Source organism: Streptococcus gordonii (assembly GCF_001553855.1).
Classification (GTDB): domain Bacteria; phylum Bacillota; class Bacilli; order Lactobacillales; family Streptococcaceae; genus Streptococcus; species Streptococcus gordonii.
The window spans coordinates 16,764-29,609 of sequence record NZ_LQWV01000039.1; the positions used below are offsets into that span (position 1 = coordinate 16,764).

The 12,846-nt window shown below is 39.2% G+C and carries 14 protein-coding genes; 5 read left to right on the top strand and 9 right to left on the bottom strand.

Translation table 11 applies throughout. The features are described 5' to 3' along the window. Positions 1-46: 46 nt before the first annotated feature. The 9 genes from AWH02_RS08580 to AWH02_RS08620 form a co-directional block, all read right to left on the bottom strand. Positions 47-385, bottom strand: a complete 339-nt coding sequence (locus AWH02_RS08580; RefSeq protein ID WP_008808609.1) for an ATP cone domain-containing protein — start codon at positions 383-385, stop codon at positions 47-49. A 243-nt stretch (positions 386-628) separates the two neighbouring features. Continuing rightward, positions 629-1,564, bottom strand: a complete 936-nt coding sequence (gene dapA / locus AWH02_RS08585; protein ID WP_060553553.1) for a 4-hydroxy-tetrahydrodipicolinate synthase — start codon at positions 1,562-1,564, stop codon at positions 629-631. A 209-nt stretch (positions 1,565-1,773) separates the two neighbouring features. Further along, entirely contained in the window at positions 1,774-2,850 is a 1,077-nt protein-coding gene (locus AWH02_RS08590; protein WP_060553552.1) for an aspartate-semialdehyde dehydrogenase, read from the bottom strand. A gap of 838 nt (positions 2,851-3,688) precedes the next feature. Further along, positions 3,689-4,213, bottom strand: a complete 525-nt coding sequence (locus AWH02_RS08595; protein ID WP_060553551.1) for a GNAT family N-acetyltransferase — start codon at positions 4,211-4,213, stop codon at positions 3,689-3,691. Further along, positions 4,210-4,863: a DNA alkylation repair protein gene (locus tag AWH02_RS08600; protein WP_060553550.1), complete on the bottom strand. Its 654-nt coding sequence runs from the start codon at positions 4,861-4,863 to the stop codon at positions 4,210-4,212. Before AWH02_RS08600 ends, AWH02_RS08595 begins: the two co-directional genes overlap by 4 nt. 3 nt (positions 4,864-4,866) lie before the next feature. Further along, positions 4,867-5,475, bottom strand: a complete 609-nt coding sequence (locus AWH02_RS08605) for a DUF5052 family protein (protein WP_045773373.1) — start codon at positions 5,473-5,475, stop codon at positions 4,867-4,869. Between the two features lie 5 nt (positions 5,476-5,480). Further along, positions 5,481-6,008, bottom strand: coding sequence for a GNAT family N-acetyltransferase (locus AWH02_RS08610; RefSeq protein ID WP_045773372.1), 528 nt, complete (start codon positions 6,006-6,008; stop codon positions 5,481-5,483). A gap of 71 nt (positions 6,009-6,079) precedes the next feature. Then, positions 6,080-7,750: a formate--tetrahydrofolate ligase gene (locus tag AWH02_RS08615; protein WP_060553549.1), complete on the bottom strand. Its 1,671-nt coding sequence runs from the start codon at positions 7,748-7,750 to the stop codon at positions 6,080-6,082. A gap of 182 nt (positions 7,751-7,932) precedes the next feature. Further along, positions 7,933-8,457: a hypothetical protein gene (locus tag AWH02_RS08620; protein WP_048780077.1), complete on the bottom strand. Its 525-nt coding sequence runs from the start codon at positions 8,455-8,457 to the stop codon at positions 7,933-7,935. Between the two features lie 151 nt (positions 8,458-8,608). Here AWH02_RS08620 and AWH02_RS08625 point away from each other — a divergent pair, with 151 nt between their 5' ends. From AWH02_RS08625 to AWH02_RS08645, 5 genes are all read left to right on the top strand, one after another. Further along, on the top strand, positions 8,609-9,301 hold the full coding sequence (locus AWH02_RS08625) for a phosphopantothenate--cysteine ligase (RefSeq protein WP_045773369.1): 693 nt from the start codon (positions 8,609-8,611) through the stop codon (positions 9,299-9,301). Beyond that, the gene (gene coaC / locus AWH02_RS08630) at positions 9,298-9,849 is read left to right on the top strand and encodes a phosphopantothenoylcysteine decarboxylase (RefSeq protein WP_060553548.1); all 552 of its coding nucleotides are present in this window, start codon (positions 9,298-9,300) and stop codon (positions 9,847-9,849) included. The genes AWH02_RS08625 and coaC overlap by 4 nt, the downstream gene beginning before the upstream one ends. After that, the gene (locus AWH02_RS08635; RefSeq protein WP_045773368.1) at positions 9,833-10,396 is read left to right on the top strand and encodes an ECF transporter S component; all 564 of its coding nucleotides are present in this window, start codon (positions 9,833-9,835) and stop codon (positions 10,394-10,396) included. Before coaC ends, AWH02_RS08635 begins: the two co-directional genes overlap by 17 nt. 238 nt (positions 10,397-10,634) lie before the next feature. Beyond that, on the top strand, positions 10,635-12,353 hold the full coding sequence (locus tag AWH02_RS08640) for a phospho-sugar mutase (RefSeq protein WP_060553547.1): 1,719 nt from the start codon (positions 10,635-10,637) through the stop codon (positions 12,351-12,353). A gap of 111 nt (positions 12,354-12,464) precedes the next feature. Beyond that, entirely contained in the window at positions 12,465-12,812 is a 348-nt protein-coding gene (locus AWH02_RS08645) for a thioredoxin domain-containing protein (RefSeq protein ID WP_045773366.1), read from the top strand. The last annotated feature ends 34 nt before the right edge of the window (positions 12,813-12,846 follow it).

Genomic DNA, 12,846 nt, shown 5'->3' on the forward strand with positions numbered 1-12,846 from the left:
TTAAAAATTCTCAGTGAAACAAAAAAGCCCCAATGGGCTTTATCATTTATCTAACTTGTTCAAAGTGAAGGTGCACTGCAATATGATCTCCATAACCACTACGCTCTAAGTCTCGTTGCAAGCGATAAGAAATATAATGCTCAGCAATGGTAATATAACCAGCACCCAACAAACGACTTTCAACCATAGACTGAATCATACTGATAGTTGCTCGTTCAACTTTAGCTTCTTGCAAATCCAAAACTACTTTTTTTGTAACTTGTGCTAAATTTTGCCGTAAATCATCAGTCAAAACATAGACTGTCTGAGCAGCCTTTAAGACAGCTTGATAGATTTTATCCGGATCAAAATCTACAACTTCACCACTGCGTTTAATTACTTGCATAATAAACTCCTTTATTTATCTATTTCTAATATAATGTGAGTCACTAACATGACTTCTGCCAATCTAGTTATTTACAGCCTACTCAAAAAGAAAACCCAAAGCTTGACTGCACCCTAATATTATATAATTTTTTCCAATATTTTTCAAAGGTAGCTTTCTTTTTTCTTTAGCCTAAAAAGTTCATATAAAAAAGGAATGCGCTAGGCAATCCTTTCTAGATATAATTTGTTTTAATTTCATCAATCAATAATCCGGTCTCAGGACACCTTTAACAGTCTCTTTGGTTGCTTGGTAGTCACCATCAACCACGACCTTAATAATGCGTTTGGCATCTTCTTCAGGTGCAGGCACAAGTGGTAAGCGAGTTGGGCCTGCCGCAAAGCCCAAGTAATTAAGAACAGCCTTGACTGGAGCTGGGCTCGGGTAAGAGAAAAGAGCATTGACTTTGGGAATGAATTTCCGTTGAATAGCTGCTGCTTTTTTGATGTCATTGTGCTCAATTGCGTCCAGCATTTCAAACATTTCATCACCGTTTGTGTGAGAAGCAACAGAGATAACTCCATCAGCCCCCAGATTCATAGCATGAAAGGCATCACCGTCCTCACCAGTATAAATCAGAAACTCCTCTGGACGATGCTCAATCAAATAAGCCATATTAGCAAGACTAGTACATTCTTTAACACCGATAATATTTGGATGTTCTGCCAACCTCAGCATGGTCTCAGGAGTCATCTCAACTACTACCCGTCCAGGTATATTGTAAATAATGATAGGCAAGTTTGAAGCGTCTGCAATTGCTTTAAAGTGCTGGTACATGCCTTCCTGTGAAGGTTTATTATAATAAGGAACAATAGCTAAACCAGCTGCAAAACCACCAAAAGCATCTACTTCTTTGACGAATTCGATAGAGTCACGTGTTTCATTGGTACCGACACCCGCTATTAAAGGGACACGGCCTTTAACAACCTTTTGAACAGCCGCAAATAATTCCAATTCTTCATCGTGAGTAAGAGTGGGACTTTCTGCTGTTGTACCCGCCAATAAAATACCATCCGTGTGGTGAGCCAGAAGATGCTCTATCAAGTCAGGAATAGCTTCAAAATTAATTGATCCATCTTCATGAAAGGGTGTAATGAAAGCAGTGATTATTTTACAATTAAGCAAATCTTTATAAGCCATATGAAAACCTTTCTATATAAGGAAAGGAGGCCTAAAGAATTTCTTCTTAGCCTCTTTTTGTTATAGCAAAACTTGTTTGAGGTTTAATTGACTTAATGAAACTAGTCATTTATCAGTTATCTCATCTAGAATCTGAAAAAACCAGAAACATTAAAATTCAAACTAGCTTTATCCTGTTTTGAAAACTATTAAGTCTTCTAATCAACCTTTTATTTTAGCTCGTAAACAAGCTCTTCAGTCGGACGAACTAAGCCACGCTCATGCAAGCTTTCAGCAATTTGTACTGAATTCCAAGCAGCTCCCTTAAGAAGATTATCAGATACGATCCACATATGAACGCCATTTTCAATATCAAGGTCTTTTCGAATCCGACCAACAAAAGTTTCTTTTCTACCAACTGCGTTGACAGCTTGCGGATAAATTTGATGAGCAACATCATCTTCTAAGACTGTACCCGGAAAGGCTGCAATGGCAGCCTTTATTTCTTCGATAGAGGCAGTTTCTTTAGTTTCAATATAGACAGATTCAGAATGCGCTGACAAGACTGGAATGCGGACGCAGGTAGCAGAAACTTTAACAGAGTCATCTTCTAAAATTTTCTTAGTCTCCTTGGTCATTTTCATTTCTTCATAAGTATAGTCATTGTCCGTGAAAACATCGATTTGTGGCAATGCATTAAACGCAATTGGATAATGCTCCTTGTCCCCACCAGAAGGCAAGATATTAGCAGTCAAATCCTTTGGATCAACACCATCATTTAATACCTGACGCAACTGATCCTGCGTTTCCAAAATTGCACCCATACCAGCACCAGATACAGCCTGATAGGTTGATACAATCACGCGCTCAATTCCCCATTTATCAGCGATTGCTTTCAATGGAAGCATCATTTGGATAGTAGAACAGTTTGGACAAGAAATAATTCCGTTGTGATGGTCCAATGCATGGGCATTAACCTCTGGTACTACTAATGGAGTTTTGCTGTCTTGGCGGAAGTAAGAAGTATTATCAACAACTACTGCCCCAGACTTAACTGCATAAGGAGCATACTTTGCTGAAGTCGAGCCACCAGCAGAAAAAAGAGCAATGTCAACGCCATCAAAAGCAGTTTCAGTAGTTTCTTCAATTACAATATCCTGCCCCTTAAACTGCAAAATCTTTCCAGCTGAACGTGCAGACGCTAAAAAGCGCACTTTATCAATAGGAAGACTTGATTCTTCCAACATTTTAATCATCTGAGCTCCAACGGCTCCAGTAGCACCCACTACAGCAACTGTATATCCCATACAATCTACCTCTGAATTTTCTAAAAATTTTGTATATTTGATAATTATACTATTTTTTTAAAAAAATGTAAATCTAATTTGAGACTATACAGGACTAGTATTGAATTATTTCTGATCTTAAATATGTTTTATTTTTTACATGAAATGTTTTATCCACATCAACAGATACAAAATCCCTTACCTTCTCAAGAAATTTTTATGAGGTTACTGCTTCTTCCCCTCACGAACAAAATTGTATCCATTGCTCTATGACTCAACTTCTTCCTGCGAATTCATTTCATCAAGATCAATAGAACTAACGACATGGTAGGCCGTTTCAGTATCAATGTCTCTAAGATTGGCTTCGACTAATGGTCTTGCCTATCTAAGAGAGGGATCAAAGTTTACAGCTTTTATTCTTACGAACAAAACTGCATCCACTGCTCTACGACTCAACCGCCTTCTTCGAAGTCATTTCATCAAGAGAAATAGCACTCTCAACGCCGACCGTATAAGCATCAATTTCTCTAAGTTCGGCTTCGACTAATCGTCTTGCCTCTCTAAGAGAGGGATCAAAGTTTACAGCTTTTGTTCTTACGAACCAAACTGCATCCATTGCTCTAAGGCTCAACTGCCTTCTTCGAAGACATTTCGTCAAGAGCAATAGAAAATCCCCAATCCGTAGACTGGGGATTCGAGGCATCTTTCGATGAGAACAGCTGGTTCACACAACTGCTCAAGGTCCGCTCCTGCGTTACAATTAAATGTAGACCTCCTCAGCGCAAAAGGCTCTTAAGAGCCAATCGACTCATCGCATGAAGTCTAGTTTACCCTATCTTTCACCACTTTGTCAAGGTATTTAATCTAAAATATAAACAAAGACTTGTCTATCCTTCCACTCTTGACCTTCTTTTTGGAATTTTTTTCGTACTCCTTCAAGATAGAAATCAGCTTGCTCTAGCAATTTTTGTGAAGGGATATTCTGGAGATCCACATGTGCTTCTAAACGATGAAAACCTAGTTTACGACAGACTTTCTTGAGTTCTTCTAGCATTGCTCTGGCGTAGCCCTGACGCCAAAATTGATTATGTATCGTATAACCTATTTCCGCCCATTGAAAATCGTCTCTAGCTAGCACAAATAAATTAACCATACCTACATGTTTTCCGCTTTTTGCATCATAAATTCCCCAAATATACTGCTGGTCTTTCTCTCGGAAATCGCGGTGCTTAGCCACCAAATCTGCAAACCAACTTTCTGTACAAATTGTCATATCTAAAAGCCCGTCATCAAATGACGATTGAGAGGGTAGTCTATTAGAAAAACCTTCCAGCCAAACCGAGTAATCCTTCTCTTCCAGATATTTTAAATAAACTTGTTTCATATATACTTACTTCCCTCTCGAATACTAAGTGCAGCCATTTCAGCTCGATGCCCCTCTATAAAATCCTTGACCCAGTTTGGATTGGTTTTTGAATAGTCTCTAAGCGCCCAGCCGATGGCCTTGTTAATAAAGAATTCTGTTTGGCCCAAATTATTTACTAAAATCTTCTCCAAGAGCTCCGTGTCTGTTTCTTCTTTTCGCAATAGCTGATGATCAATAGCCAAGCGACGCAACCAGATATCCTCATCACAACTCCAGGATAAAATAGTAGCTTTGGTTTCGGGAAATCGGGCAATAATGGATCCGACCAAGCGGTCTAGAAAGTCAACTGTATCCCACCAAGATTTTGTTTGGGCAAGTTTTTTTAAACGTGGAAAGTCAGATGGTGTCAATAGTTTCTTGCGAATCTCCAGATAGTCGAGCGCTACATACTGCAATTCTCGATAAGGATTATTCCAAGCTTCATTTATAAAATTCCAGTCAATAACAGAGTCAGTCTGTTGTTTGAAAAAAGCTTTTACGAGCTTCCGTCTAGCCGGAGTCTTAACTCCTAGAAACTCAAATTTATTTTTCATATAGGCTTTCATAGCCACTGCATCATTAGGGCTAGCTACTCTTTTTAGCTCTTCTAGTAATTCTTTTACATCCATAGCTTACTCCAGCAATTCACGGTCATAAATAGTGTAGTCACATCGGTAAATCACGAGACGTTTGCCATCAATCAACAACTCCGAAGTTTTAGGAGCATCAGATTTATCAAGAGAGACACGGTCGCCAGCATAGGCTGCCAGCGGGGTCCCATTTTGAGAACGAATCAAAATAACCTTTTTCTTTCCAGTAAAGTCATTTTTAAAGGCTGAAATCATGCGATTCAAAACGGGAACAGAATGACTATTCTCCTCAATATCTGCAGTCTTTTGATATTGAGCAAAGACATCTTTCAAGCCTTTTTCTTCTGCAATCAAGGAAGAGCCCACATGGTCAATCTCATACTTACCCAAGGTGATTTTGAGCACAGAAGAATCTTCCTTGGAATTTCCTTCCGCATCAACTGAATCAAACTCCTCGTTACGCGAGATGGATAGGGACTTGCCCGACATCTGGTCAATAAGCTGTGAATTTTCATCATAGGTGCGAACTGTCATCTCTAAACCAACCCATTCCTCTTTGGCATTTTTAAGCCAGTTTTCAATCATCTGACAACCAGATAAGGTAATTAAACCAATGGTTAACAACAAAATAATTAGATATTTCTTTTTCATACTTCCTACTCCTTTTCTTTTAAAAGCTTGATTGGTCTAGCTTCCTTGTCTAAAGACTTTTGTAGCCAAACAATATCGTTCCAACGGTTGAATTTATAGCCAATTTTAGGGAAATGCGCCACCTGCTGATAGCCTCTTTTTCTATGCAAAGCCAGACTAGCCTCGTTTGGCAGAGAAATACAGGCTAGAAAATGGATATAACCCATCTGCTCTAACAAGTCTTCTAGCGCATCATAAAGCTTAGTACCAACTCCCTTTCCTCGAGCTTCTTGACTCACATAGACGGATAATTCTACCGCCCAATCATAGGCTGCACGCGCATAATAAGTCGAAGCGTAAGCATAACCCAAGACTACACCGTCTTCTTCCGCCACCAGGTAAGGATATTTTTCCAATGTTTTCTCAATCCTAATTGCAAAATCCCCAATGGTCGGAACTTCATATTCAAAAGTAATGGCTGTATTCTCGACATAAGGCGCATAAATATCTAACAAGGATCTAGCATCTGATGGCTTAGCTAATCTAATCTCCATAATGACTCCATGTTCTCAGTATTTTCATTATTATACCAAAAAAGACTCGTAACGAGTCTTTTAAACCATGATCAAAATAGACCAATCGCTGTACCGTCTGCTGCCACATCCATATTGAGTGCAGCTGGGCGTTTCGGCAATCCTGGCATGGTCATGACATCTCCTGTCAAAGCCACGATAAAGCCTGCCCCAAGTTTTGGTACCAATTCACGAATGGTGATTTCAAAGTTTTCTGGCGCACCCAGAGCAGCTGGATTGTCTGAGAAGCTATACTGCGTTTTGGCCATACAGATTGGCAGCTTGTCCCAGCCGTTTTTGACAATTTCCCGAATCTGAGTCTGCGCTTTTTTCTCAAAGTTCACTTTGGAACCACGATAGATTTCTGTGACAATCTTCTCTATCTTTTCTTCAATAGAGAGTTCATTGTCATAAAGTCGAGTGTAACGAGCAGGCTCTTCGTCAATGGTTTTGACTACAGTCTCAGCCAAAGATACACCACCTTGAGCGCCGTCAGCCCAAACGCTAGCTAACTCAACCGGTACTCCGATTTCTGCACAAAGTTCCTTCAAGGTTACAATTTCAGCTTCTGTATCAGAAACAAATTCATTAATTGCAACAACTGCTGGAATACCGAACTTACGGATATTTTCAACGTGGCGTTTAAGGTTAGCAAAACCAGCTCGGACCGCCTCAACATTCTCCTCTGTAAGTGCATCCTTAGCCACGCCACCATTCATCTTGAGAGCGCGTAAAGTCGCAACAATTACGACCGCATCAGGAGAGGTTGGCAAGTTCGGAGTTTTAATATCCAAGAATTTCTCAGCACCAAGGTCCGCACCAAATCCTGCTTCTGTCACTGTATAATCAGCCAAGCGAAGCGCTGTGCTAGTCGCCAAAACAGAGTTACAGCCATGGGCGATATTGGCAAACGGTCCACCATGAACAAAGGCTGGTGTCCCGTAAATAGTCTGTACCAGATTTGGCTTAATCGCATCTTTCAAGACCAAAGCCAAGGCACCTTCGACTTCAAGATCACGAACATAAACTGGTGTACGATCATAGCGATAGCCAATAACAATGTTGGCCAAGCGCTTTTTCAAGTCTTCAATATCCGTAGCTAAGCAAAGAATCGCCATAATTTCAGAAGCAACCGTGATATCAAAACCATCTTCGCGCGGAATACCATTCACCGGACTTCCTAGACCAACAGTCACATGGCGAAGAGCTCGGTCATTCAGGTCCACAACACGTTTCCAGATAATACGACGCTGATCGATTCCCAGAGCATTTCCTTGATGTAAATGATTATCAATGAGTGCAGACAAGGCATTGTTAGCCGTTGTGATGGCATGCATGTCTCCAGTAAAATGCAAGTTAATATCTTCCATAGGCAAGACCTGCGCATAGCCACCGCCAGCTGCTCCTCCTTTGATCCCCATTACTGGACCCAAAGACGGTTCGCGGATGGCAATCATCGTTTTCTTGCCAATCTTATTCAAGGCATCTGCAAGACCAATGGTAATAGTTGATTTCCCTTCACCTGCTGGAGTTGGATTAATAGCCGTTACCAAAATCAACTTACCAACTGGATTTTTTCTTACCTCAGAAATCTTATCAAAGCTAAGCTTAGCCTTGTACTTACCATACAGTTCCAAGTCATCATAGTCAATGCCAATTTTTTTCACCACTTCCACTATAGGCTGTAATTCAATACTTTGAGCAATTTCGATATCTGTTTTCATCAAATTCTCCTTCATCCATTTAGTATATAGATTATAACAAAAAAAGAGTAGAATCTACACAATTTAACTCTTTTTAAAAAATATTGTTCGTGTTTTGTTTTACGAAAATTAGAATTCATGAGATAAAATTATGAAATTCACATGAATCTCTATAGTAATCTAAAAATTAAGTTGTAATAGCTTTAATCAAAAAATCCGCTCAAAAGAATCTCAGGATGGTATTTATTTAAAACATCGTAGATATCATACTGATCTTCATCTAATTTATCAATTGAAATTTCGTAATCAGGACCAGCTTGGGTATAGGGGCAAATATAATGCTTTACACTTCTATGTCCTTCAGAACTATATTCGGAACGTTTCTTATAAGAAATTCTTTGAATATCTTTCCATGGAATGCTAATTTGTTCATCATCAATGCGAAAGACGAACTCATCTTTTGTCCCGGCTAGAATTGGTACCTTGCTTTCTTTTTCTTTAAATATATTTTGTATCAGATAGAGTATGATTCCACCAAAGATCGATGCTAGGAATATAATCATTAAGGTAGAGTGCGACAAATCATGCTCTATGCCCTTATCAATATCCATATATATACTTATAAAAGCAACAATTCCAAATCCAAACATGACCAATATAAACATCAAATTTGTGAAATAAAAATTCGAACCAGCGTAATATTCAAACTGATATTTCTCTTTCTCCATACTCTCTCCTTTTTCAAAAAATTACAATCATTCCTATAGATTATTGATAAGAAACAAGTAACTTCAATCTGTTTTCAAAATTTTAATTCTCAGTAGCTTTCTGTAAATATAATTATTTTACTAAATTTACTTTTTTTTGTAAAATAAGGCTATGAATATATTGATTACTTCAGGTGGAACAAGTGAAAAAATCGATCGAGTCCGTTCTATTACCAATCATTCAACTGGACAGTTAGGAAAAATTATAGCTGAAACTTTCCTAAATAAGGGTGACCGAGTGACTTTAGTAACGACTTCCAAGGCTGTCCGTCCTCTACTATATCCCAATCTTACTACAGTAGAAATTGAAAATGTCGCAGAGCTTCATGAAAAGCTGGAGCAACTTGTACACACGCACGATGTACTAATTCATGCTATGGCAGTTTCTGACTACACTCCAGTTTATATGACAGGCTTTGATGAGGTTTTAGCTAGCTCTGACCTTACAGAATTACTGAATAAGTCTAACTCGGAAAGCAAGATTTCTTCTCAGGATGATGTCCAGGTACTTTTCCTTAAAAAAACACCAAAAATCATTTCCTTAGTAAAACAATGGAATCCCGACATTCGCTTGATTGGATTCAAACTCTTGGTTGATGTTTCTAAGGAAAAGTTACTTGAGACAGCGCGAGCCAGTCTCCAAAAAAACAAAGCAGATATTATTGTTGCCAATGATTTAAATAAAATTACTGAGAAAGGGCATGAAGCTTATCTAGTTGAAAAAGATAGGGTGACGCAAGCACATTCCAAGCTTGAGATTGCTCAACTCCTCTACCAACATATCCACAGGGAGGAAAAAACATGACTCAGATTATCTTAGCAGTTAGCGGCAGCATATCAGCCTACAAGGCAGCAGATATTACTAGTCGCCTAAAGAAAGAGAACTTTGATGTAGCTGTCCTCATGACAGAGGCAGCTACAAAATTTATCACTCCATTGACCTTACAAGTATTATCTCAAAAACCAGTAGGACTTGATATCATGCAGGAACCTGATCCTAGTAAGGTTAATCATATTGCCATTGCCAAAGAGTCTGACCTCTTCTTGCTGGCGCCAGCTACAGCCAATACCATCGCTAAATTAGCAAATGGTCTAGCTGATAATATGGTAACAGCCACTGCTCTGGCCTTACCTATTCAAACCAAGAAAATTTTGGCACCAGCTATGAACACAAAAATGTATGAAAACCCGCTAACTCAGCACAATTTGGAGCGTCTGCAACGTTTTGGATGGAAGATTATCCAACCACGCGAAGCTGTTTTAGCCTGTGGTGATCAGGGGACAGGTGCTCTAGCTGAGATTGACACAATTATTGATACAGTAAAGGAACTTATTTATGAAAAAACAGTCTAAAATTGCTCAAATTGCTATCTTCTTTGCCATTATGTTGGTACTGCATCTGCTTAGCTCAGTGATTTTCAACCTTCTGCCAGTACCAATTAAACCAACGATTATTCATATACCTGTTATTATTGCTAGTATTCTATACGGTCCAAAGGTTGGAATGGTCTTAGGTTTCTTAATGGGATGTATTAGTGTGATTACTAACACCATAGTACTTATTCCTAGTAGCTATCTTTTTAGCCCTTTTGTACCAAACGGAAATCTACATTCGCTTATGATCGCTATGGTGCCCCGCATTTTAATCGGTCTCACTCCTTATCTTGTCTACAAAGTCCTACATAACAAACTTGGTTTAGCTTTAGCTGGAGCAGTTGGTTCTGCTACTAATACCATTTTTGTCTTGGGAGGAATCTTCTTCCTATTTTCAAATGTCTATCAAGGTAATATCCAAGCTATGCTTGCTGTTGTTTTATCCGCAAATTCAATTGCAGAGTTACTTATTTCGGTAGTCTTGACAATAACTATCGTTCCTGCACTTGAAAAAGTTAAGCAATAATCTTCTAATCAATAATCTTGTAAGGGCAGTTATCTATCTGTCCTTTTTTGAATTTCTCTATATGATTTATTTGAAATTCTTGAAAAATTTTTTTCAAAAGTATTCCATCATTTTCTATATCTGACCTTTCAAAATAAGTGAAAATATGCTACAATGAAAGCGATTAGATATATTCAAGAGTGGGATGATTTATCATGATTTTCCTCTCTTCATTTTTTAAACAAAGGAGACTTCATCTATGACTTATCAAGATAACTTCCAAAAATGGCTTGATTTTGCTGATTTACCAGACTATCTTCGCCAAGACTTAAACAATATGGACGAAAAAACAAAGGAAGATGCCTTCTATACCAATCTTGAATTTGGTACTGCAGGTATGCGTGGATTGATCGGCGCTGGTACAAACCGTATCAATATCTATGTTGTTCGTCAAGCAACTGAAGGTTTGGCTCGTTTGATTGAGTCAAAAGGTGGAAACGAAAAAGAGCGCGGTGTGGCAATTGCCTACGATAGTCGTCACTTCTCTCCAGAATTTGCCTTTGAATCTGCTGCAGTTCTTGCAAAACATGGAATCAAATCTTACGTATTTGAAAGCCTTCGTCCAACTCCAGAACTGTCATTCGCTGTTCGTCACCTCAACTGTTTCGCAGGTATCATGATTACTGCTAGCCACAACCCTGCACCATTTAACGGTTACAAGGTTTACGGTGAAGACGGTGGGCAAATGCCTCCACACGATGCGGACGCTTTGACTACATACATTCGTGCTATCGAAAATCCATTCGCTGTAGAAGTTGCTGATGTCGAAGCTGAAAAAGCTTCTGGTTTGATTGAAGTCATTGGCGAAGCTGTTGATGCAGAATACCTTAAAGAAGTTAAGGACGTAAACATCAACCCAACCTTGATTGAAGAATTCGGTAAAGACATGAAGATTGTATACACACCACTTCATGGTACTGGTGAAATGTTGGCCCGTCGTGCCCTTGCCCAAGCAGGATTTGACTCTGTTCAAGTTGTTGAAGCGCAAGCAACTCCAGATCCAGACTTCTCAACTGTTAAATCTCCAAATCCCGAAAATCAAGCAGCCTTCGCTCTTGCCGAAGAACTTGGTCGTCAAGTTGGTGCAGATGTTCTTGTCGCAACTGACCCTGACGCTGACCGTGTTGGTGTTGAAGTGCTTCAAAAAGATGGTAGCTACCTTAACCTTTCAGGTAACCAAATCGGCGCTATCATGGCTAAATACATCTTGGAAGCTCATAAGAGCGCTGGAACTCTTCCTGATAATGCTGCTCTCTGCAAATCCATCGTATCAACTGACTTGGTAACGAAGATTGCTGAAAGCTACGGCGCAACAATGTTCAACGTTTTGACTGGTTTCAAATTCATCGCAGAGAAAATCCAAGAATTTGAAGAAAAACACAATCACACTTATATGATGGGATTTGAAGAAAGCTTCGGTTACTTGATTAAGCCATTTGTACGTGATAAAGATGCTATCCAAGCTGTTCTAGTCGTTGCTGAACTTGCTGCCTACTATCGTTCACGTGGTTTGACACTTGCTGACGGTATCGAAGAAATCTACAAAGAATACGGCTACTACGCTGAAAAGACCATCTCTGTGACTCTTTCAGGTGTAGACGGGGCTGAGCAAATCAAAGCGATTATGGCTAAGTTCCGTAACAATGCTCCAAAAGAATGGAACACAACAGCTATCACTGTCGTAGAAGATTTCAAGGCTCAAACTGCTACTGCTGCAGATGGCACTGTAACAACCTTGACAACACCTCCAAGTGATGTTTTGAAATACACACTTGCGGATGGTTCATGGATCGCTGTTCGCCCTTCTGGAACTGAACCAAAAATCAAGTTCTACATTGCAGTTGTAGGTGAAAGCAACGAAGATTCACAAGCTAAGATTGCAAATATCGAAGCGGAAATCAACGCTTTTGTAAAATAAGAAATTATAAAAGATGAGACCAACCAATCTCATCTTTTTTTCGTATCAAATCTAAGCAATTTTAGAAACTTTATGGCATACTAGTTCTATCAAAAGAAATGAGGATGATTTATGGAACAATTTGTTCAAAATATTAAAGACTTGGAAGTCACAACTGTTGACCGAGCTCGTCAAGCGATTGCTGACAAAGAGACTGCAACTTTCTTTGTAGGTCGCAAAACTTGCCCTTACTGCCGTAAATTTGCTGGAACATTGGCTGGTGTTGTGGCTGAAACTAAAGCCCACATCTACTTCATTAACAGTGAAGAAGCTAGCGAATTAGATAAACTGCAAGCCTTCCGCTCTGAATACAGTATTCCGACGGTTCCTGGTTTTGTTCATGTTCAAGACGGCCAAGTAGCAGTTCGTTGTGATTCTTCTATGACTGCAGATGACATTAAAGCTTTTGCAAACTTGTAAAATTGATTCAAAAAAATCTGAGACCAAATTAGTC

Excerpts from the sequence above, each read along its gene's own strand:
- AWH02_RS08610 (WP_045773372.1), bottom strand. The coding sequence starts at position 6,008 with ATGGAGATTAGATTAGCTAAGCCATCAGATGCTAGATCCTTGTTAGAT.
- AWH02_RS08640 (WP_060553547.1), top strand. The coding sequence starts at position 10,635 with ATGACTTATCAAGATAACTTCCAAAAATGGCTTGATTTTGCTGATTTA.
- AWH02_RS08580 (WP_008808609.1), bottom strand. The coding sequence starts at position 385 with ATGCAAGTAATTAAACGCAGTGGTGAAGTTGTAGATTTTGATCCGGAT.
- coaC (WP_060553548.1), top strand. The coding sequence starts at position 9,298 with ATGACTCAGATTATCTTAGCAGTTAGCGGCAGCATATCAGCCTACAAG.
- AWH02_RS08615 (WP_060553549.1), bottom strand. The coding sequence starts at position 7,750 with ATGAAAACAGATATCGAAATTGCTCAAAGTATTGAATTACAGCCTATA.
- AWH02_RS08590 (WP_060553552.1), bottom strand. The coding sequence starts at position 2,850 with ATGGGATATACAGTTGCTGTAGTGGGTGCTACTGGAGCCGTTGGAGCT.
- AWH02_RS08600 (WP_060553550.1), bottom strand. The coding sequence starts at position 4,863 with ATGGATGTAAAAGAATTACTAGAAGAGCTAAAAAGAGTAGCTAGCCCT.
- AWH02_RS08625 (WP_045773369.1), top strand. The coding sequence starts at position 8,609 with ATGAATATATTGATTACTTCAGGTGGAACAAGTGAAAAAATCGATCGA.
- AWH02_RS08645 (WP_045773366.1), top strand. The coding sequence starts at position 12,465 with ATGGAACAATTTGTTCAAAATATTAAAGACTTGGAAGTCACAACTGTT.
- AWH02_RS08635 (WP_045773368.1), top strand. The coding sequence starts at position 9,833 with ATGAAAAAACAGTCTAAAATTGCTCAAATTGCTATCTTCTTTGCCATT.
- dapA (WP_060553553.1), bottom strand. The coding sequence starts at position 1,564 with ATGGCTTATAAAGATTTGCTTAATTGTAAAATAATCACTGCTTTCATT.
- AWH02_RS08620 (WP_048780077.1), bottom strand. The coding sequence starts at position 8,457 with ATGGAGAAAGAGAAATATCAGTTTGAATATTACGCTGGTTCGAATTTT.
- AWH02_RS08595 (WP_060553551.1), bottom strand. The coding sequence starts at position 4,213 with ATGAAACAAGTTTATTTAAAATATCTGGAAGAGAAGGATTACTCGGTT.
- AWH02_RS08605 (WP_045773373.1), bottom strand. The coding sequence starts at position 5,475 with ATGAAAAAGAAATATCTAATTATTTTGTTGTTAACCATTGGTTTAATT.